Annotated in this window: 20 protein-coding genes; 9 read left to right on the plus strand and 11 right to left on the minus strand. The window is 48.3% G+C overall.

All coding sequences use genetic code 11. The features are described 5' to 3' along the window. Positions 1 to 180: 180 nt before the first annotated feature. From BM202_RS04390 to ppsA, 3 genes are all read left to right on the plus strand, one after another. Positions 181 to 1,485 carry an SGNH/GDSL hydrolase family protein gene (locus BM202_RS04390; RefSeq protein ID WP_093823283.1) on the plus strand — a complete coding sequence of 435 codons (1,305 nt, stop codon included), beginning with the start codon at positions 181 to 183 and terminating at the stop codon, positions 1,483 to 1,485. A gap of 374 nt (positions 1,486 to 1,859) precedes the next feature. Continuing rightward, a complete protein-coding gene (locus tag BM202_RS04395; RefSeq protein ID WP_218160516.1) occupies positions 1,860 to 2,255 on the plus strand; it encodes a MarR family winged helix-turn-helix transcriptional regulator in 396 nt (131 codons plus the stop codon). A gap of 11 nt (positions 2,256 to 2,266) precedes the next feature. Then, positions 2,267 to 4,921: a phosphoenolpyruvate synthase gene (gene ppsA / locus BM202_RS04400; protein WP_093823668.1), complete on the plus strand. Its 2,655-nt coding sequence runs from the start codon at positions 2,267 to 2,269 to the stop codon at positions 4,919 to 4,921. 23 nt (positions 4,922 to 4,944) lie between these two features. Here the strand turns inward: ppsA and BM202_RS04405 are convergent, their stop codons facing one another. From BM202_RS04405 to BM202_RS04415, 3 genes are read right to left on the minus strand one after another with little or no spacing between them, the layout of a single operon-like run. Further along, positions 4,945 to 5,331: a VOC family protein gene (locus tag BM202_RS04405; protein ID WP_093823286.1), complete on the minus strand. Its 387-nt coding sequence runs from the start codon at positions 5,329 to 5,331 to the stop codon at positions 4,945 to 4,947. Between the two features lie 50 nt (positions 5,332 to 5,381). Continuing rightward, the gene (locus tag BM202_RS04410) at positions 5,382 to 5,774 is read right to left on the minus strand and encodes a helix-turn-helix domain-containing protein (protein ID WP_177236500.1); all 393 of its coding nucleotides are present in this window, start codon (positions 5,772 to 5,774) and stop codon (positions 5,382 to 5,384) included. A gap of 36 nt (positions 5,775 to 5,810) precedes the next feature. After that, entirely contained in the window at positions 5,811 to 6,158 is a 348-nt protein-coding gene (locus BM202_RS04415) for an MmcQ/YjbR family DNA-binding protein (RefSeq protein ID WP_093823290.1), read from the minus strand. A 320-nt stretch (positions 6,159 to 6,478) separates the two neighbouring features. Between BM202_RS04415 and BM202_RS04420 the strand changes: the two genes are divergently transcribed. After that, positions 6,479 to 7,069 (plus strand): hypothetical protein, encoded by a 591-nt coding sequence (locus BM202_RS04420; RefSeq protein ID WP_143100630.1) that lies wholly within the window; start codon positions 6,479 to 6,481, stop codon positions 7,067 to 7,069. 52 nt (positions 7,070 to 7,121) lie between these two features. On the opposite strand, the gene BM202_RS04425 is transcribed toward BM202_RS04420, so the two are convergent. From BM202_RS04425 to BM202_RS04435, 3 genes are all read right to left on the minus strand, one after another. Next, complete coding sequence (locus tag BM202_RS04425) at positions 7,122 to 9,095, minus strand: histidinol-phosphatase (protein WP_093823295.1); 1,974 nt, start codon at positions 9,093 to 9,095, stop codon at positions 7,122 to 7,124. 88 nt (positions 9,096 to 9,183) lie between these two features. Then, positions 9,184 to 10,293: a serine hydrolase domain-containing protein gene (locus BM202_RS04430; protein WP_093823297.1), complete on the minus strand. Its 1,110-nt coding sequence runs from the start codon at positions 10,291 to 10,293 to the stop codon at positions 9,184 to 9,186. Between the two features lie 117 nt (positions 10,294 to 10,410). After that, on the minus strand, positions 10,411 to 11,238 hold the full coding sequence (locus BM202_RS04435) for a siderophore-interacting protein (protein ID WP_093823299.1): 828 nt from the start codon (positions 11,236 to 11,238) through the stop codon (positions 10,411 to 10,413). 188 nt (positions 11,239 to 11,426) lie between these two features. On the opposite strand from BM202_RS04435, the gene BM202_RS04440 reads away from it, so the two are divergent. From BM202_RS04440 to BM202_RS04455, 4 genes are all read left to right on the plus strand, one after another. Then, on the plus strand, positions 11,427 to 12,224 hold the full coding sequence (locus BM202_RS04440) for a HipA family kinase (protein ID WP_093823301.1): 798 nt from the start codon (positions 11,427 to 11,429) through the stop codon (positions 12,222 to 12,224). Beyond that, the gene (locus tag BM202_RS04445) at positions 12,202 to 12,585 is read left to right on the plus strand and encodes a DUF3037 domain-containing protein (RefSeq protein WP_093823303.1); all 384 of its coding nucleotides are present in this window, start codon (positions 12,202 to 12,204) and stop codon (positions 12,583 to 12,585) included. Before BM202_RS04440 ends, BM202_RS04445 begins: the two co-directional genes overlap by 23 nt. A 476-nt stretch (positions 12,586 to 13,061) precedes the next feature. Continuing rightward, positions 13,062 to 13,382, plus strand: a complete 321-nt coding sequence (locus BM202_RS04450) for a hypothetical protein (protein WP_093823307.1) — start codon at positions 13,062 to 13,064, stop codon at positions 13,380 to 13,382. A gap of 171 nt (positions 13,383 to 13,553) precedes the next feature. After that, on the plus strand, positions 13,554 to 14,849 hold the full coding sequence (locus tag BM202_RS04455) for a serine hydrolase (RefSeq protein ID WP_093823309.1): 1,296 nt from the start codon (positions 13,554 to 13,556) through the stop codon (positions 14,847 to 14,849). 137 nt (positions 14,850 to 14,986) lie between these two features. Here BM202_RS04455 and BM202_RS04460 read toward each other — a convergent pair whose 3' ends face one another. Together BM202_RS04460 and BM202_RS04465 are read right to left on the minus strand one after the other, a co-directional pair. Continuing rightward, positions 14,987 to 16,195 (minus strand): acyl-CoA dehydrogenase family protein, encoded by a 1,209-nt coding sequence (locus BM202_RS04460; protein ID WP_093823311.1) that lies wholly within the window; start codon positions 16,193 to 16,195, stop codon positions 14,987 to 14,989. 180 nt (positions 16,196 to 16,375) lie between these two features. Next, positions 16,376 to 17,071, minus strand: a complete 696-nt coding sequence (locus BM202_RS04465; RefSeq protein WP_093823313.1) for a carboxylesterase family protein — start codon at positions 17,069 to 17,071, stop codon at positions 16,376 to 16,378. Between the two features lie 190 nt (positions 17,072 to 17,261). On the opposite strand from BM202_RS04465, the gene BM202_RS04470 reads away from it, so the two are divergent. Then, entirely contained in the window at positions 17,262 to 18,383 is a 1,122-nt protein-coding gene (locus tag BM202_RS04470; protein ID WP_093823315.1) for an alpha/beta hydrolase, read from the plus strand. 70 nt (positions 18,384 to 18,453) lie between these two features. Here BM202_RS04470 and BM202_RS04475 read toward each other — a convergent pair whose 3' ends face one another. From BM202_RS04475 to BM202_RS04485, 3 genes are all read right to left on the minus strand, one after another. Then, the gene (locus BM202_RS04475; RefSeq protein WP_093823670.1) at positions 18,454 to 18,819 is read right to left on the minus strand and encodes a heavy-metal-associated domain-containing protein; all 366 of its coding nucleotides are present in this window, start codon (positions 18,817 to 18,819) and stop codon (positions 18,454 to 18,456) included. Positions 18,820 to 18,886: 67 nt separating this feature from the next. Then, positions 18,887 to 20,401 (minus strand): hypothetical protein, encoded by a 1,515-nt coding sequence (locus BM202_RS04480; protein ID WP_093823316.1) that lies wholly within the window; start codon positions 20,399 to 20,401, stop codon positions 18,887 to 18,889. Between the two features lie 20 nt (positions 20,402 to 20,421). Beyond that, a complete protein-coding gene (locus tag BM202_RS04485) occupies positions 20,422 to 21,468 on the minus strand; it encodes a hypothetical protein (RefSeq protein WP_093823318.1) in 1,047 nt (348 codons plus the stop codon). Positions 21,469 to 21,497: the final 29 nt, after the last annotated feature.

Genomic DNA, 21,497 nt, shown 5'->3' on the forward strand with positions numbered 1-21,497 from the left:
GCCCTGATTCCCATTACGGTAGAGGTTCCGAAAAATGGGCTTTTCGTCAATAGCAGCGGGACGATTAATAGAGTGCAACCATTCCAGATGAGTTTCCTTATCCTGTTGGCCGGAACTCAGTACAATCCTATTTGATTCAGCAGCCTGGCTATTGACAATTTTACCTTTTTGACGAACGACATGACGCGAATTACCCTGATTTTATCCGTATTAATGACCATGCTGGCATTCGGCTGGAGCTGCCAAAAACCCTTGTCAACGAGCGCCGATACGCAGAAAAAGACGACTACCACGGGGACGCCGGAATTTCACCAGCGGGGTGGCCTGCCTAATTTCTTTCGGAAAGTCAACCAAGGTAAGGAAGTTAACGTAGCGTATATCGGTGGCAGCATCACCGAAGCTTCCGATGGCTGGCGTAGCCTGACCTTCAATTATTTACGACTTAATTATCCACATACGTCGTTCAACGAAATCAACGCTACGATCGGTGGAACGGGCTCAAATCTGGGCGTTTTTCGGATGGACCGCGACGTACTGGCTCTTAAACCCGATCTGGTATTTGTAGAATTCGCCGTCAATGACTTCGGGCGAACGACCCAGCAACTTTACCAGTCGATGGAAGGCATCGTTCGGAAAACCTGGAAAGCGTACCCCAACACCGACATCTGCTTTGTGTATACGCTGGCGGAAAATGTTTTGCCTGATCTGGTGAACGGTATGTATCAACCGTCGGCCAAAGCGATGGAAATTATCGCCGATTACTATAAAATTCCATCCATTCATATGGGTGTGGAAGTAGCCCGACTGTATAAAGAAGGCAGCCTGATATTCACCGGAAAGCCGGAAGAGAATCCCGGCAAAATCGTGTTCACCACCGACAAAACACACCCCCTTTCGAAATCAGGGCATCCCGTTTATGCCAGTGTGGTGCGTAAATACCTTGACGAGATGGCAAGCGTCAGCGGGAACCAGCCCCACACGTTGCCAAAACCATTCGTGGCCGACAATTGGGAAACGGCTCAGCTAATTTCCATTCCCGAAACGACGCCATCCGCGCACTGGCAGAAGCTACCGGCCGATCATGAACTGGTCAAAAGCTTCTCCAAATTCATGCCCGCCCTCTACCGCGCCATTGCGCCAGATGCCGTCTTACGAGTCAGATTCACCGGTACTACGTTAGGCTTTTATGATATCGTAGGGCCAAGATCGGGCCTGCTGGAGGTGACACTCGACGGAGAGAAAAAGGAGTTTCAGCGCTTCGATGCCTACGCTCACTATAACCGCAAAAGTAGCTTTTACCTGGAAGGGCTCAGCGATGGCCCCCACGAAGTTACGGTACGGGTGCTGGGAACGGCATTCGACAAAGCGGCTATTCTTCAAAAGAGGAACATCAACATAGACGACCCTGGCCGCTATGCTGAAAACGGCTGGTATCTCAGCAATCTGCTGGTAGTAGGAAAAATAACCACTCTCCAATTGGACTGATTGACTTTTTAACTACAGTAACTCATAAAAAGCAACTTCCCCGACGAAGTTGATCGAAGCATTGTCCCCCTACTGGCAGAAAAAACATGGCGTTACAGTGGTCTACCAGGATACATTGGTCGGTCAGCTAGCCGACCGTAAGCATGTACTAGTCTCCCCTACCTTACCCCTTTGAATTTATTCCACATCGCTGCCGCAAGGTCTGTAGTACTAGGCGAAAAGCACGTCAAGGTCGCCAAACTTAATTGGACACCTTACAAATCAGTATTATCTTTGCAACTAAGATACTTAGACAATAAAATATAAAAGTGGAAAACGAGGTGATCAGACGAATAAGAAAACTGAGTCAGTTGTATGCCTACACCTCGATACAGATGCACGAAGCCGTTGCCCGAAGGGCAGGCCTCTCAGGAACGGATCATAAATACTTAGGATTTTTGATAGAAAAAGGGCAGATGACAGCCGGGGAACTTTCAACGTTAACGGGTCTAACGACCGGCGCCGTTACTGGCTTAATCGACCGATTTGAAAAGAAGAACCTGGTTAAAAGACGGTTTGCTCAGGACGATCGGCGGAAGGTTATTATCGAACCAAACACCGAAATTATACTGTCGCTTCTGGTGCCGCTGTACGAAGAATTCCGAAGTAAGTCAGAAGAACTTATGGCTTCGTTTTCAAACGAGGAAATCAAGGTTATCGAAACCTACTTTTCGAAAGCCATTGACATAATGACTGAAACAACCCATAAACTCAACGGCAAGCAATCGTAAAAATGAAAATTATGAGCGACTACGTGCTTGATTTTCAGAATATTGATAAAACAAAATTCCAGGTTGTTGGAGGTAAAGGCGCCAACCTGGGGGAACTTACCCGAATTGCAGGAATCCACGTACCGGATGGCTTTTGTCTATCTACGGATGCGTTTGAACGGGTCATGGAAGAAACGCCGTCGATCAACGAATTGCTGGATCAGTTATCGCGGCTGAAAGTGAAGGACCGGGATAAGATCGGTGAACTTAGCGGTGAAATTCGCAGCATTATCGAACGGATCGCCATTCCTCAGGACATTCATTCAGCCATTAGCCGCCACATTGAACAACTTGGTGAACGAAATGCGTATGCCATACGCTCCAGCGCCACGGCGGAAGACTTACCAACGGCCTCTTTTGCGGGCCAGCAGGATACATTTTTGAATAGCAACGGAAAGGAAGCCATCCTGAAGCATATCCGCCAATGCTGGGCGTCGCTGTTTACAGACAGAGCGATAATCTATCGTTTGCAAAATGGACTTGACCATCATAAAGTCCAGCTCGCGGTGGTTATTCAGCAGATGGTTTTCCCGCAGGTAGCGGGGATCATGTTTACAGCCGACCCGGTTACGTCAAATAGAAACATACTATCCATTGATGCCAGCTTCGGACTTGGGGAGGCCATGGTCTCCGGCCTGGTGAATGCGGATAACTACAAAGTCCAGGATGGCAAGATCATCGACAAGAAAATATCCGCCAAGAAACTGGCTATTTATGCGGTAGAAGCGGGCGGTACGAAAGAACAGGAAATTGAGCCTGCCATGCAGACCAGGCAGGCACTGACGGATGAGCAGATTTTGCAGCTTGCCCGCCTGGGCCGAACAATCGAAGCCCATTTCGGCTACCCCCAGGATATCGAATGGTGTTTGGTGGACGATACGTTCTACATTGTTCAGAGTCGGCCAATCACTACGTTATACCCCATTCCCGGAGCGGATAACGCGGAGAATGCCAGGCGTAGTCCGGCTGACTGCGGCCCGCGTATTTACGTATCCGTCGGTCACCAACAAATGATGACCGACCCCATGAAACCCTTAGGACTATCTTTTTACCTGATGACGACCCGAGCCCCAATGCATACGGCGGGTGGACGGTTGTTTGTCGATGTGGCCCCTATGCTGGTTTCACCAGTCGGCAGACAAACGCTGGTGGACACCCTCGGCAAGTCCGATCCACTTATGAAAGATGCCCTTACCACCCTCATTGAACGGGGCGATTTTATAAAACCGATAGTGGATGATGGTCCCGCTAAAGGCCATTCACTGGCGGATTACCAAACCCTGCAAGACTACGATCCGGCCCTTGTCAGTGATCTGATCAGGCGGAATGAAACATCGGTACAGGAATTAAAACAGGCTATTCAGACGAAATCAGGGCTGGAGTTGTTTGATTTTATTCAGGAAGACATCCTCCAGCTAAAAAAGATCATGGCTGATCCTCAGAGTTTTGGTATGATTATGACCGGCATGAATGCATCCTACTGGATTAATGCCAACATGCAGGAGTGGCTAGGTGAAAAGAATGCAGCAGACATACTTTCTCAATCTGTATCGAACAACATTACGTCGGAGATGGGGCTGGCCCTCATGGAGATCGCCGATGTCGTTCGTCCTTTTCCGGAGGTGATTGATTATTTGCAACGGAGCCAGTACGCCGGAGCGGGCAATCTGCTGGTCACAGCCAACGCCTTTCTGCACGAACTGGTAAAGCTGGAGGGCGGGCAGGAGGTCCACGATGCTATCCGGGCTTTTCTAAATAAGTACGGTATGCGCTGTGCTGGTGAGATTGACATGACAAGAACCCGCTGGAGCGAAAAGCCCGGTGCGCTCATCCCGATCATCCTTAGTAATCTTAAAAATTTTGAGCCGGGTGCCAGCAAGGGTAAATTTGAGCAGAGACGACAGGAAGCGTTGGAAAAAGAGCAGGAGCTATTGGATCGACTGCGGCAGTTGGCCGATGGGGCACAAAAAGCCAACGAAACAAAACGAATGATTGACCTGATCCGGAATTTCGCCGGTTATCGTGAATATCCAAAATACGGCATGGTCAATCGCTACTACGTCTACAAGCAGGCTTTACTGAAAGAAGCGGAACAACTCGTGAAGGCTACTATCATCCGTGAAAAAGAGGATATCTACTACCTCAGTTTTGACGAATTTTGCGAAGTCGTACGCACGAATACACTGGATTACCAGCTCATCAGCCAACGAAAAGACGAGTACAAACGCTATGAAAAACTGACTCCTCCCCGGGTGATTACGTCGGACGGTGAGATCATTACGGGTGCGTACAAACGGGAAAATCTTCCCACCGATGCGATTGTAGGCCTGGCAGTTTCTTCCGGGGTTATCGAGGGACGGGCACGAGTCATCTTAACCATGGAGATGGCTGATCTGGAAGCTGGCGATATACTAGTCACTTCCTTTACTGACCCCAGCTGGACACCCTTGTTTGTCTCCATAAAAGGCCTGGTCACCGAAGTGGGCGGACTGATGACTCATGGCGCCGTTATTGCACGGGAATATGGCTTACCAGCCGTTGTCGGCGTAGAGAATGCAACCAGGCTCATCAAAGACGGACAGCGAATTCGAGTGAATGGAACGGACGGATATGTAGAAATCCTGTAAACAGGAACATCTACACGGATCGATCACAAAATCTGTACGATCTGAATATGATTGCCGCACGTATCGTCGAGTACGGCCAGCTTTGCCGGACCCATTTGCGTTGGTGGCATACTGAACGTAACCCCCAGCTTCATCAGTCGCTCATATTCCTTATCGACGTCGTTAATATGGAACATTGTCAGGGGAATACCTGCATCAAAAAGGGCTTTTTGATACGTTTGAGCGGGTGCAAAGCCCAGGGGCTCCAACAGTAATTCAACGCCATCCTGTTCTTCGGCGGACACAACCGTTAACCACTTATGTTCGCCCATTGGAATTTCGGTTTTCTTGGCAAAACCCAGAATCGTTGTATAAAAGGCAAGGGCTTTGTCCTGGTCATCGACCATTACGCTGGTGAGCTTAATTTTCATTCGACGTCTTTTTCCGTTTCATCAGCAAATCTCCGCAATAGTTTTTTGTCTCAATTCTTGAAAATTGCTTTTTTTCTATCCCTATACACAGCGGGCGTTACACTGGTCATTTTTTTGAATAAGCTGGTGAATGACGTAACGCTTTCAAAACCCACCCGATAGCAGATGTCGGCAATACGCGCGTCTGTTTCCAGAAAGTGTTTGGCCGCTTCCATCCGCACCGAAATTAGGTGCTGGTGTGGCGTCCTGCCATAAAGGGCTTTGAAACACCGGATAAAGTGAAATTTTGAATAAAAAGCTTCCAGCGCCATCGCATCCAGGTCAATAGGATCGGCGAAATGACGGTCAATGAACTGTTTCGCTTTTATAACCTGCTGAACTATATGGTCTTTTGGGTACCAATCCCGACTAATTTTCGCTACTGTTTCGGTGTAAAAGGTCATCGATTTTAAGGAAACTAGTTTTTCATTATGCATCGCTCACGCATAGCGGCTTCTGACCATCACAGAAAGCTTTTCAGGCGCTACCTCGCAATAAGCCATTGCCAGAGCGTCGACGAGTGTTTCTTCAGGCACTTTATGCAGGTTGATAAGTGTCCAGCCCTGTTTGCCCCACTTGTTTGGAACAGGGTAAATAACGGACGTATCGAATGACGAAAAAACATCCTGATCTATTTCGGATAGTTTAACGCAGACCCGGTTTTCCTTCTCATTATACGTAGCAAATATCTTTTTACCCACCTTGAACGAGAGCTTTTCAGCATGAGCCTGTTCACTCGTTTCGGGAAGCGACAGCGCAATGTGTCGAATTGTTTCCAGGTCAATCATGTGTGTTTGTTACAAGTACGGCTACGTTGTTAAGATACGATTTTTTGCAGATATACTTTCCATAGCGATTTCCTCAAGCTTCATTGAACGATTCGACCAAGTTTTTGCACTAATCAGTAAAGTACTGATTTTTAACGACTTATTAACAAAAAACTCATCTGATTATAATCTTGTATCCTCAGGTTTGCTTCGGCGATCGGCCCATTATCAGGAAAACGAATGAAACACAAATACTAGTAAGCAGTCATATTTATCTATTCACAATCAAGGCTGCCCACCTGTTTTTTTTATTTTTTGTTTCACTAATTCGTTCGATTCTTATGAAAACTATCATGCTGGTAGCCATTGCTACGCTACCTTTTTCGGCGCTCGCGCAACAAACCGCTACGTTCACTCCCTATCCTGATAACGGCATCTATCTATCCTCCGCCGATTTCTCTACCCGTAAATTGACCGACGGTTTCGACAGTAACCAGCCAGGCTATAGCTTACGGGAAGAGACCTTTCAACGGACGTTAAAGGTCGATCAGCCCAACGCGCCGGAAGCCAAATTTCCACTTGCTACGGTATGGGGAGAGCGAAAAGAAGGCGTCGATTATCGAAGCTTCGAGGGTGATTTATACCGCGTTGAACACACCGATCGGCTGTTTATCTACAGCAGGCCCACCAATGTCTGGATACCCGGTGGCGGATCAACCTATGCCAATACAGTGTACTACGTTAGTCGTGAGGCAAATTCACCGATCCATCTGATCACCAGCGCTAACCTGGACGATATTTTCTATGATCAGCCCGACAAACGGGCCGCATTTGACAGACTCGATGAGTTGAGTAATCGCCCTTCTGGCCAGGCCCGAAAACTGATTACGTTGTTCTATAAACAGGATCAGCCAACTCACGCAGCAGAATAAAAGCTCATTTATAAAATGACTTGCCCCCGCATTAATGCGGGGGCAAGTCATTTTATCTTTCTGCCTTCTCAATACCCTTGGGTTGAAGAAAAAAATCGCGAGCCATTACCAATTGGTCAGTACTGATGAAATCGACACCTGCCTCGCGCAGTTTAGCCCATACAACGGGATATTCGGGACTAGCCCAAAGGCGTAGTTTTTTCCCTTCCTTGTGCGCACGTTCAGCCAGTTGATGCAACTTCTGGAACTCAGCAGCAGGCATCTCGGCTGTTCCCCGCCAGGTCAACTGATTTTTGTACGCATCGCTGATTATGGGCATGACCGCCGGACTATATCCTTTTCCCAGATCATCAGGTCGTCCATCTACAGACAGCAGCCGTTGGCTGGCCTTTACAAGGGTCGGTATTGGGCGATTACCCGACAGCACAATGGAGATAATCCCCGGTTTATTTTCAGTTCGGTTACCCGTTGTCAATAAGGAACGATAGCGTTGCAGGAGTTTATTCAACGCCTGATACGTACTGTCTGCCTGTGTTTTAGCATCGATCATCAGGTAAAATGATCCCTTATGACCGGCTAGTGCCTGACCACCGTTCTGCCGGATTCGCTCGGCGAGCGGCTTGAGATACAGATTTTCGAGCGTAGACGCCGGATTCTTGAACGTCGGGCGATCGTGTGCCACATACAACGTATCATCAATCAGGTGTACATCTGCTTCGACACTGGCAAACCCATTATCGAGCGCGTCCCAGAGCGGGCGCGACTGCTCGTAGTCGTTATGCGCGTGACCGAAAGGCAGCGGCACGACGCCAGCCAGTGGCTGCGGAACCAGCTTTTGCGCAATGGGTTGTGTCCAGGCCGTTTCCACCGCGTCGGCGGCCCGATCAATCTGCATATATGGGTTGTATTTGGGCTTATTGGAAATGACCTTCGCCCGAACCAGCAGAACATCATCCGATAGTGTATAGGTCGCTGCGGTATCGGCGACTTCCCGTAATAATTCAGCCTGTTGCCGGCCTTTTTTAATCCCAAAAAACTGAATGCGATACGTTATGCCAGGTTCGGTTTTAACCCGCACCGTCAGCGTATTTCCGGCTTGTGGCAGTTGGGTCAATGTAACACCCGACGTAGTATAGAATCGCCCGGCTTCCATTGCTTCGATGAGGGCTTTAGGCGTCAGTTCAGCCGCATTGACCATGACCCAGCTCCGTCCCGAATTGCTAAACTCTGGTCCGAAAAAGTAATAATTGTGGCTATCGTCGGTGCCAAGCCCGTACATGAGCGGGCGGCCTTGTTGCAGAAAATGAAGGTTAATTTTATCCCACATCGACTCGGTGCCTTCGTGAGTACTATCGCCGTAATTGTTGACCAGGTGATGACCGTTGAACACTTCAAAAAATCGCTCAAACCGAAGTTGCATCAGGTCCTGCGCCGTAACAGCGTAGTAAAAATTAGGATGGTTAATGTGCGGAAACATGGGCTGCCCCGTCAGCCGCCGTTGCGCAACCACCAGGTCAATGTTATTCTGAATCACCTCGGCTACACTGTTGCCAAATTGTGGCCGGATGAGATTCTTTACGTTTGTAACGTTAATATGAATTGGCTTACCCTTGTAGCTGGTCGAAAGTTCTTCATTTTTGAGAATCAGGAATTTGCCCGGCTCTTCAAACTGGCCTCGGTATTCCTCCAGTTTTTTCAGACGGACTTTTAGCGAATCATTGGGTCCTTTCTGGTACGTTACCCAATCGGGGCCGAAGGTGCGCAGGTAGCGATCAAACGTTCGTCGGCGGTCTTTCTGGTGCGGCACATTTACCCACTTCTCGACATCCTGCAAAATATTATGATCCGATAAGCCCACAAAATGATAGCCTTCGGCCTTGTACCAATTCATAATCATCTCGGGATAATCGTCGCCATCACTCCAGAGAGAATGCGTATGCAAATTACCTTTATACCAGTTTTGTGCCTGTGTGCCAGAAACGAGCAAGCAGATTAAAAGCAGCGTTAAACAGACGTTTTTTCTCATAAAGCCAGGAATTCAGCTGACGCAGACGGGCCGTTTATACGTCAGGTTACGCTTTTGAAAGGCTGGGACGAAAAAAACTACCCAACGCCTATTCAACCAGCGCCTGTATCTCCTTCAGAATTACCGGCATTTTTTCGTCGGCGTTATTACAAAGCAGGATAATGGTTCGATCGGCATCGATGTAGCGAATAATCTGATTTTTGTAACCCGGGTTACTCCCACTGTGGCGCACGACTCTTCCAAGTCTGGCACTCTGCGCCAATTCCCAGCCAAACCCATAGGGCGATGAAGAACCATCGTTCAAGTGGGCCGCCATAAACGCGTCGCTTAGTGTTTTCTGGTTCACCAGATGATTGCCGTATAAGGCCCGATCCCATTTCAGCAAATCATCAGATGTAGCACTCATACGACCCGGCCCTTTTCGATTACCCAGCCAGATTGCGTAGTTGGATTCTGGAAACGTCTCGGCGCGGACGTAGCGTTTTTTTTCTGGAACATACAAATGCCCCCACGCCATATCGGTCAGTTTGTTTTTTTCTTCCTGAGTGCGAATGTCCGTATGCGTCATGTTGAGCGGCTTGAAAATACGGGCCCGGCAAAAATCAATGAAATCCTGTCCCGACACTTTTTCGGTAATACTGGCCAGTAGCATATAGCCCGTATTGCTATACGCGTATTTTGCGCCTGGCTCAGCTAATTTGGGCGGGTGGTATTGAATCAGATAGGCAATATTATCGGCGTTATTGGCCACTTTGGTCTTGTCCCAATGTTTGTCCATAACATCCTGGTAATCGGGCAAGCCCGACGTATGATTGAGCAGATGCCGGATGGTAATGCCTGGATACGGCAGGCCCGGCAGGTATTTCTCGATCAGGTCATCATACGACAGTTTCCCTTCCTGCTTCAGCATCATAATTGTCATGGCTGTAAACTGTTTCGAAATAGACGCCAATTCAAACACAGAAGCCGTTGTCATATGCTCGCGCGTCTCGAAGTTTTTGTACCCGAACGCCTTATCATAAACAGGTTTTCCTTTATCAGCAATCAGCACGACGCCACTGAATTCGGGAAACTCCCTGAACAAAGAATCGAGTTGGCCTCCCAGAAAAGCAAACGAAATTGGCTGCCTGGCAGGTGGCCGACTACAGGTGGCGAAAACGAGCGGTAAGCAAGCGAAGACGATAGGTAAGTAGCGCATAGATTAATTAGACAGTATGTAGATGAGTGAGGTAACTAAAAATAGCGATTCCCTCTTTACGTACTTTCTAGCTATCCTTATCTTCTTGACTACCTTCCTTTCTTTGTAGATTTCGTCCTATTGGTCCGCTTCGCGGTGGCGTATCTCATGATAGGCATCCTCATTCATACCCAATTTCCAGTAGGCCGCTACGTGGAGTTCATGAGCCGCAAGCTGGTATCGCATCTTTAGGTAATCCCGAATTTCCTTGGCCGTCGACACTTCCGTGGCTACCCAAACAAAGCGGATTTCCGCCCGCCCGTCTGGCACCGAAGTCGACCGAATAGCCTGTTGTAGCAGGGTACTTTTGCCCGCTTCCAGGCCATTTCGATGCAGCCACCGAACCTGAATATCGGCCTCGAAGTCTAGCGCCTGCTCTTCAGCTGCATCGGGAACTTCAATGAAGGCCAGCCCCTTTGCCGTAGCCGGTAAAAGCTCCAGAATAGCGCCGATGGCCGGCAGCGCCGTTTGATCACCTGCGAGCAGATACCAGTCCGCTTCACGATACGAAACGCCGGGACGTAATGCGATGCCCAGGTAATTGCCGAGTTGAACGTTTGTGGCCCAGGCCGACGCCGGACCTTCGTCACCGTGCAGGACAAAGTCAATGGCCAATTCACCCGTTTCCGGCTCAAAGGACCGCACGGTGTACGTTCGAACCGCTGGGCGGCCTTCTTCGGGTGGTGGCAAGAGCTGGCCAGCCCCATCAAAAGTTGGCAATAGAGGTTTTTCCTGACCGGGCTGGGGAAGCAGTATTTTAAGGTGAATGCCGGGCATCAACCCATGCAAACCAATAAGGCCATCGGCAGCCACCGTGATTCGGCGCATGTGTGGTGTTACGTCCGTAATCTGAACAACCTGCACCATTTCAACTAAAATCTGTCGCGTCGGTCGGTTCTGAGCCATGCTATGTATGAATTTATTATTTAGAACAAATCTAAACAAATTTCGATAAATAAGCCGAAACAGCACGACTAGAATGAATATACCCTATTTCAGTAAAGTTTTAGGCTAAATTTCTTGCGGCACATTTAGTTGCGGTAAATACCTTTGACAAAGTTTAGACCTTTAGCCATGTTTAACGTTCTTCCCTTGTGTCTAGTCATCAACCTCAGCTCAGAACCGTCAATGTAACGCGCTACGTTACACCCCTGCGCGAAGGCGGCTCACTGCCGGCCATTGTCGAGGCAGACGACGATTTCTTATACGTAGTAAAGTTTCGCGGAGCGGGGCAAGGCACGAAAGCGCTCATTGCGGAGCTTATTTCCGGTGAAATTGCCCGCGTGCTTGGCTTGCGGGTACCCGAAATTGTGTTTATCAATCTTGATGAAGCCTTTGGACGTACGGAGCCGGATGAAGAAATCCAGGATTTGCTACGGGCCAGTGAAGGGCTGAATCTGGCACTTCATTACCTCTCCGGAGCCATCACATTCGATGCCCTGGTCACAAAAGTCGATGCCAAACTGGCTTCACAAATTGTTTGGCTGGATTGCCTGATCACGAATGTGGATCGTACCGCCCGCAACACTAATATGCTCATGTGGCATAAAGAACTATGGTTGATCGACCACGGCGCATCGCTCTACTTTCATCATTCCTGGCAAAGTTGGGAAGAACAGAGCCGGCGGCCGTTTGTTCAGGTCAAAGACCATGTATTGCTCCCGCAAGCAACTGAACTTGAGAGTATTGACGCTGAGTTTCGTCAGCTCCTCACACCCGAGCGTATCCAGGCCATTGTTTCAGTAGTTCCCGATGACTGGCTTATGGACGGCTCATCTACGGAATCGGCCGAAGAAAAGCGGCAGGTTTATTTTCAGTTTTTAACGGCCCGGGTCGCCACCTCAGAAACGTTTGTCAAGTATGCAATCGATGCCCGAAAAGCACTTGTTTGAGTATGCGGTTATCCGCGTCGTGCCGCGCGTCGAACGCGAAGAATTTCTCAACGTTGGCGTTATTCTCTACTGCTCCGCACAAGGCTTCCTGCAGACGATGTTTATGCTGGATGAGAACCGGCTCCGCGCTTTCTCGGGCGACCTGGACATCCTTGAACTGGACGAACGGCTTCGTGCTTTCGAGCGAATTTGTGCGGGTCGTGCTAAAGGCGGAACCATTGGTCAACTACCAATAGCCTCGCGTTTCCGCTGGCTCACGGCCACCCGTAGCACCATTGTGCAAACCTCATCCGTACACCCTGGCTTATGCACGAATGCCGGAGAAACCCTCGCCCGGCTGTTTGCCCAACTCGTTCAATAGTCGCCTTCCATTTACGTACGTTTGGGTTAGATCGTCCTGTAGCCCGATTTGATTCCCTGTTCAGCGACATCTGGACAGTTACTAAAACAGATCGCTCCGAATCGGAGCGATCTGAATGCATTCTTAGCAAGTTAATATTGAGAGGCTACACAGCCTCTGGAGCATATACGATAATAAGATATACAGCGATTGTCCAGTAACTATATATTATCACAATCACCAAAACGGTTTATCAGCAACTGACTGGCAATCAGATTTCAACTCTACACCCAGATCTAACATATACAATTACTGGCCTGGTTGGCAGGAGAAACCAGCGTTCCTTAACCAAATTAGTTTCTGTCGTCTTTTCTGGGACGTTACATGGAGTATTCAATCGATTTTACCCCGTCTAAAAATTATCTTTTCTGTCGAATCTGTTCTGCCACTGTGTATATTTAAGTCACAGAATTTCTTCACCTTATCTCAAAAAAGCCATGGAAGCAAACGACTACGATTTTGAAGAAAAATGGAAGCAATTTGAAGAAACGGGTAAAGAGTTATCCGGGACAATCGGTGCGGTGGCAGGCACGTTGATAGGTATCTCCGTATTAGGTCTAAGCGCCCCCGTGCTGTACTTTACCAAGAGAGCCGCTGGAAAAGAATCATCGGATGCCCTCAGAGAAACAGGTGCTAAAGTCGTGGAAAAGACCAAATGGATGAGCGAGTTTGGGCGGTTCACTGGAAAGAAGTTTGGCCCCAAAATTTTAGGAACTGTGCTATTCGGCGTAACAGGCTTGCTTTCCAGCGAAGAATAATAGCATCAAATTCAAAACACATGAGTAGCTTTCATTCGTTTTTTGTCGAAGAGCTGGTTAGTTGACTTGTAGCTCTGCCTGGAGCAGCCTGGTTCCGAAAGTCACTTCTGGTGACATTGGCCGATAGCCTTATATTTGCAATTTTATCGGGTCAGTCGTATTTTGTTGACTATGCCACGATTCACCAAACGACTCATCGGAATTTTATCCATTGGGAGCACATTAAGCTACGCACAAGCCCGAACCGATACGTTACTAACCCACTTATTTGCCACAAATCAAAATCCTGTTTTTCAGCAGGTTTTAAAAGAACCGGACACGTATCGGCTGCAGATTATCTACACGCAAATAAACCGTGACAAGAACAATACGCCTTCATTCACGAATTACTATTTCCACGTAGATAGCACTAGTTATTTTAATCCGGCGTCTACCGTAAAACTGCCTCTCGCTCTGCTTTCGCTGGAAAAACTGAACGCACTTAAGATTCCGGGTGTGACGAAGTTTACGGCCATGCAGTTCGACAGCGCCTACAGTGGTCAAACTAAAGAGTGGAAGGACGCCACCGCCAAAAACGGCTATCCGTCCATTGCTCAGTTCATCCGAAAAGCGTTTCTGGTCAGCGATAACGATGCGTATAGTCGTATGTATGAATTCGTTGGGCAGGGCCAAATCAACCGCAGCTTACATACCAAAGGCTACTTAGATACCCGCATCACACACCGGTTTGTGCGGATGACGGCTGACGAAAATCGACATACAAACCCGATCCGATTTATTCGGGAGGATGGCAAATTGATCTATGCGCAACCGGCCGCCTACAACAAAGACCCGTTTGATTTCACTCGAATTGCTAAGCTCGGCAAGGGCTATTATGCAAAAGACAGCCTGATTCATGAGCCGTTTAACTTCACAGAACGTAACAAAATGCCATTGGAAACTTTCCAGCAGATATTGCAATCGGTCATGTTTCCTCTGTCTGTGCCAGCTACCCAACGGTTTAACCTGACGAAAGACGATTACACATTTCTGTACCAGTACCTGTCGCAATATCCCGGCGAAACGAACTATCCCAAATACGACGCAAAACAGTATTATGACAGCTACGTGAAATTCTTTTTTATGGATAGTTTACACCATCAGATGCCAGCGGGTGTTCGGGTGTTCAACAAAGTTGGCTGGGCATACGGCTTTCTAACGGATGCTTCCTACGTAGTGGATTTCAACAACAAAGTCGAATACATGCTCACGGCAACGATTTACGTCAACAGCGATGGCATCCTGAACGACGATAAATACGAATTTGAAAGCATAGGAAATCCGTTCATGTATCAGCTTGGCCAGACCATTTATCAATACGAACGAAAGCGCAAACGAAAATACAGCCCCAATTTGGACCAGTTTCAGATACCGTATGAAAAACGAACAAACGACAGTCGGCCGACGATCAAAAATGTTGATAATTAAACAATACCTGTCAGCTAAACTAAACCTCAACTTCAGCAGAGCGCAGAAGCTGAGATTTGACTGTAAGAAAGTCAGAAGGAACATGGACAACACGAAATTCTTTTTCGCTGACGGCTCCACTGCCCCAAATTAATGGTCTATTTAAAAGCCGGAATGCCCGTAATATCAGCGCCCAAAATCAACAGTTGAATGTCATGAGTACCTTCATACGTACTCACCGATTCGAGGTTCATCAGGTGCCGCATAATAGGATATTCGCCGGAAATACCCATGGCGCCCAGAATCTGACGCGCATCCTGAGCCACTTTTTGCGCCATCTCGACATTATTACGTTTGGCCAGTGAAATCTGCGCATTGCTAGCTCTATCTTCGTTTTTTAGCATACCGAGTCGCCAGCATAACAGTTGCGCCTGCGTAATGCCCGTCAGCATTTCGGCCAGCTTTTTCTGAATCAACTGAAAGCTTGCAATTGGTTTGTCGAACTGAATGCGTTCGAGCGCATACCGACGGGCTACTTCATAACATTCCATAGCGGCCCCCAAAGCGCCCCAGCAAATACCATAGCGGGCCTGCTCCAGACATTTTAACGCGCTTTTCAGGCCAAACGCGTCGGGCAACAGGTTTTCCTTCGGGACCTGCACATCCTGAAAAATCAGCTCACCTGTGCTGCTGGCACGTAGTGACCATTTGTTTTTTATCTCGTTTGTTGTAAAACCTTCCATACCGCGCTCTACAATCAGCCCCCGAACTTTACCCTGATCGTTACGGGCCCAGACAATAGCAATGTCGGCAATGGGTGCATTGGTGATCCAGAGTTTGGAGCCATTCAGCAAATAATAATCGCTGCGTTCGATGAAGTTAGTTTCCATGCCACCGGGATCAGACCCGTGATTCGCTTCGGTCAGGCCGAAACAACCCAGCAATTCACCCTTTGCCAGTTTGGGCAGATACGTTCGTTTCTGTGCCTCCGAGCCAAAAGTCATGATGGGGTACATCACCAATGAACTCTGTACCGATACACATGAGCGCATGCCCGAGTCGCCCCGCTCGATTTCCTGGGTCATCAGTCCATAGGAAATCTGATCGAGCCCTCCCCCACCGTATTCGAGCGGAATGGTGGCTCCGAACACGCCAATCTGTCCAAATTTCTGAACCATATGCATCGGAAACTCACCGCGTTGCGCGCAGTCCTCCACAATAGGCGTAATCTCGCGTTTAACAAAGTTGCGCACAGCCGACCGAACCAGTTTGTGTTCGGCCGTTAACAAGTCGTCAATACAGTAGAAATCCGGTGACTCAAAAGAATCGGCCTTACTTCGGGGCGGAGAAAGAGTTTGGGCTTGCATACTGAATGAACTCTAAAAAGGGCCTCTTGTTGCCAGAATATCGTTTTATTGTCAAGTTAGCGCAAAGCCTGACTACCAAGAGCTGTTTATACCGAAGGACGGATAAAAAATCGACAATGAAGTTGAGACTTATAAAGCGGATGCGTATAGGGCAAGAGTAATTGTTCAAATGGAGCGATTTTATTTCCGCTGCTTCGTCAACAGCCAGTCGTAAATGTCATTTTTTTCGTAATAGTACTGAATTCCATGTCCTTCATTTTCTAATCGGGTAAACTTCACCTGCCCACCACATTTTTCCAATCGATTTACCAATCGCTCGGTTTGGGAGATTGGAATAACGTTGTCAGCACTCCCGTGGATTGTCCAGACAGGAACGCGCTTGATTCGGCAAATCTGGGTCGAATCATCACATCCTCCACACAAAGGAGCGATGGCCGCAAATACTTTCGGATACGCTACGGCTGTCTGCCACGTACCGTAGCCCCCCATGCTGACGCCGGTCAGATAGATTCGTTTTTTATCGATTCTGTATTTCGTTGTTAACTCTTTGTAAAGTGCATCAAACCAGTTATCGGTCGACCAGAATTTCCCTTCAGGACATTGAGGAGCGGCAATAATAAAGTTGTAATTATGCCCCTTATCGACCATATAAGGCGGCCCATATTCTTTGAGTTTAGTCAAGTCGCTTCCCGTTTGCGAGCCACCGTGCAGGTAAATGACCAGTGGATATTTAGCCTTACTGGCATCGTAGTCTTTGGGCAGATAGAGCAGGTACTCATACTTTTCCCGGCTCTTGCTACGTACCTGCGCCAACGTAATCACCTGAGAAAACAGTATCAAAAAACAGACATAGGTAAAAAATAAAGTCAGGCGCATGGGTTGCTAATTAACGTGTAAAGATGCGCAGGTTTGTACTAAATCAACTCTGCATTTGTTCACCCCGTCTTCGTTTCCCTTCCCGCAGCCATAAGCAGGGCCTTTCCCTAACAAATTAGGCCAGTAAGTAAGCCTTTTCCAACCATATGTGTTTAATCACGTTTTTTGAGAGAATTCAAAAACAACGTTTATGAAACAACATCTTACAAAAACGACAAGAATCGGTTCAATCCGACAATTTGCATTACTCGGCTTATTTATTGCCTTTGGGCTAACCGCCTGCCAGGACCACAACACAGTACCCTTACCAGGACAGGCCATTCAGCCGACAGGACCCAAACCTGCCTATGCGCCTGATATTGATAATCAGATGCTGGCGATTATTGAAGAGTTAACCCGACTCAATCCAACGCCACTCTATTTACTTACGCCCCAGGAGGCCCGCATGAAGCCATCCGTAAAGGACGCGGTTAACTCCCTGCTGGACAGGAACCACATTACGCCCCCCATGGCTAATGTCAGTGTTAGCAAACGGTTCATTCCGGGCGCAGGTGGAGTCCCGATTGAAATTGCGGTCTATACACCTAAGAACGTATCGGGAACGATGCCTGTCATTGTGTATTATCATGGTGGTGGTTGGGTCATTGCCAATTCTGATGTGTATGAAGCATCGACACTCGCGCTGGCTCAGAATACCGGAGCGGTCGTGGTTTCGGTCAATTACCGGCTCGCACCCGAGAACAAATTCCCAACGGCTCACATGGATTCATACGCGGCTTATGTGTGGGTTACTAATAATATGTCAGTGTTGAATGGGAACGGTAAAGTAGCCGTTGCGGGCGAGAGTGCTGGTGGAAATATGGCGGTTACGACGGCCATGATGGCCCGCGACAATAATTTAGCCAATAAGCCACTACACATTCTGTCTGTCTATCCGGTGGCGAATAATGATCTGACCAGACCCTCGTATATTACCTACGCCAATGCCATGCCGTTGAGCAAACCGCTGGTCGAGTGGTTTGTCGATAAGTATTTCAACACAATGGCCGACGGTGACAGCCCGCTGATTTCCCTGGTGGACAAAGCAAATCTGAGCGGTTTACCACCTACGACGATTATAGCGGCCGAAATTGATCCGTTGCAGAGTGACGGCATGGATCTTCGTGACGCGCTGACCAATGCCAAGGTTAACGTTACGTATCAGTTTTATCAGGGTGTTACACACGAGTTCTTTGGTACGTATGCCATCGTTCCTAAAGCAGCTCAGGCACAAGCATTTGCTGCTACCCAGTTGATAAATGCCTTTAAATAGGCATACACTAACTAAAAACGGCCCGTAATCAGGTGATTGCGGGCCGTTTTTATGGAAAAGAATTGCTGGTTTACTGATGATCCATGCCGCCACCTTTTTTGCAGCAGCTTGGCAGTTTATTATAACCAGCTTCATCGGCGGGGACTTCTTCGGCGTCGTAACCGGTTTTGCTGATGTTGGCTTTTAGTTTTGCTACGTCCGTTTTTGCCGGATTGTATTTGATCGTAACAACCTTTGTTTTTACATCCAGATCGGATTCTTTAACGCCCTTCTCAAATGCAAGATTACGTTCGATACGGGCTTTGCACATACCACAAATGGCCGACGTCTTAATTTTCACTTCCTTCTCTTTATCGTCGCGGGTTGGTGCGCTGGCGAAGGAGTTACCCAGGATCAGTAATGAGGTTAGGGCGGTCAAGAATAGGTTACGCAACATGGCTGTAGATGGTTTATAATGAACTGATAACGAAAAATTCAGGTAGATGGTGCCCAACAGGTAGGGGTTAATGATTCATTCCTTTCATTTGCCCATGCCCCGAATGATTCATACTCTTCATGGTCATCAGGCTGGGTGTCAGACGCAGGTAAATTTCGCCGGAAACGGGCATACTTCCATAGAGAAATTGCAATAATCGATCGGGTTTGCTGGCCGTTAACTGTGCGCCCAGCACCAAGTCTGAGTTGTGTGTCTGAACGATGCGGTAATTCGTACCCAACGTCAAATTATTGATCGAAAACGGACCAACACCAGGATTATCGGCAAAGGCCGTAATTCCTAACTCCTCTGTTGATTTCCTGACATTTTCATAACGCCCATAAATTGCCAGTTTGTCCAGTTGCAAACTACTTTCGGCCAGAAATGAATTCTCGCCTTCGCCATGATGGTTGTTACGTCCCCAAACAAACGCCGACGTAACGTAGCGACTGGGGCCGAGTCCTTTGCTGTGCAAAACGGAAGCTGTTGTGCGTGTTACGTTCTCCCCAGGATGAGCTTCTTCCGGGTCAGTCAGGAAGCCCTGAGAGAATTGTAAGGCCAGTGAAGGCGACGGATTTACAGACAGTCGATAGGAATAACTGTCGAATTTTGGTTTGTCGAAGTTGTATCTATTTTCGTCAGGTTCGCGGCCTTTAAAGGTCGATGCTTCTATTTTGGCCCATTTGTAGCGAAACCCGGCTGTGGCCACACCAAATAAAATATGTGTGGCATCCTGCCAGTGATGGCTCAACGGTGCATCGGGAATATTGAACGACGAAATTCGGTGCATAAAGGCGGGCGGCCCAAGCGCTGGTTCGCCGGGATAGCCAACGTAGCCAAACAAGTCAATGTCCTTGCTGAACGCATGGCTGTAACTCACCGATAGTTCCGAAACCAGATCGTGTGGGTGCTGCCTGTCAATCAAAGGCTGACCTTTGTAGGTCTCCCCTGTTTGGAACAGCAGCGGATACCCTCCATTTCCGACTGTCAATGGATCAAGCGAAAGCATGGCCCGTACCTGAAATAAACCTCGCTGACCAACTTTACGCTGGGCCATGCCCATAAACCAGTTGGGTGCACCAAACTGCTGCCCACGTCCACGCCCATCGCTGTTATTAAAATTCTGGCTGGTATAGCGCAGATAAATAGCGTAGTGCATCATGTAGCTCCATTTGCTGCCCGAAGGCGTACGCATGTAAGCATATATAGGCGTATTGTCCGGATGCCAGGACGTACCAGAGCCATTGCGATTCATGGACAGATTTCGTGACAGCGAATGTGTCATTCCCGGCATGGAGGTGCCCATTGTGGTATCCATCGTAAGGCCATAATTCAGCATCTTCTGATCGCCTGTCGAACCATCCATGTTCATGCTACCGTGCTTGCTCATACCCTTATGCATCGAATGATCCATCGGCCTGGTCGTATCACCTTTCGGCTTGCCAGTCATGGGCTTGGACATATCCATTCCTTCATGATGTTGGTGCTGGCCAAAAGCCAGGCCATTCAGGCAGAGTAGCAGGATAATTAAAACGTTGTTCATCAGGCTGTTGTCAAGTCTGTTTATTGGATAACCTGCGCCCAGACCGTACCCGTTTGTTCCCACAGGCAGAGCACTTTATCATTTGGCAATAGCGTCAGTTTTGGGTAGCCACCCATTGCCATTCGTTTTGGTTGAGCTTGCGCTGGCGTGATTGCCATCACCTGGTCATCTTGCTGAAACACTACGTAGTCACCTTTCCTGGTTGAGATTATTCTGGCATTTTTACCCGTTGCCAATTCGGTTTCAGCCTGTCTTGGTTTAGCCGTAAATAGTTTATGATCGCGACGCCAGACAGTCGTAATGTCTCCATTGGGATTCATAAATAATCCACCTCCATCCATTGGGCAGGCGTTGAGTTTCCAGGTGCCTTCCCCTAATTTTTCCGCTTTCCCGAACGAGGTTCCACCGTCTGTCGATTGCAGCAGATACATATCCCGCGACCCATTCAGAAAGTTGCGAAACATGACGGCAACGTGTTGTTTCTGCGCAACCACCGATAACTGGCAACACTCGCATACGGTACCATCCGGCGATTGGTACAACACCTGGTTTGCCAACCAGGTACGTCCACCGTTCATCGATTGCGCGCCAACGATTTTGTTCCGTTTGTCGTTGCGCAGGTCAAGCCAAACGGCTATGTAGCCATTGTTCCCGTTAGCTGTCAGTGCCACAAAGCCCTCTTTGGCGATATCGGGCACATCGGTTACACGTACCCGCGGTTGCCATTTTCCAGTAGCGCGATCGAACGAGTAAGCCCATACATTTCCCGGCTTGTCAATGGCGGTAATCACAACTGACTGCGACGTAGCGGCAATCTGCGGGCCGCGCGATGCACCAAGATGAAGCCCTATCAGGCTATCTATCCGCACGGGTTTATTGAACCGTTCGCCATCAGGGGATGCTACGTAAAAAATGGTGTTACCTTGTCCATACACCACATGAACGCCCCCTGCCGGATCAATAGCAACAGACGGATGCCTGCCCATACCTATTTGCTGGCCAGCAGCCGATCCCGGACCAACGAACCAGCTGATTACTAACAAAAAAACAAGTACAGGATGCAGCATGTATAGTATTGTTGGTAAAGTGCCCGAAC

Origin of the sequence: Spirosoma endophyticum, assembly GCF_900112365.1 — a bacterium.
Taxonomy (GTDB): Bacteria; Bacteroidota; Bacteroidia; order Cytophagales; family Spirosomataceae; genus Spirosoma; species Spirosoma endophyticum.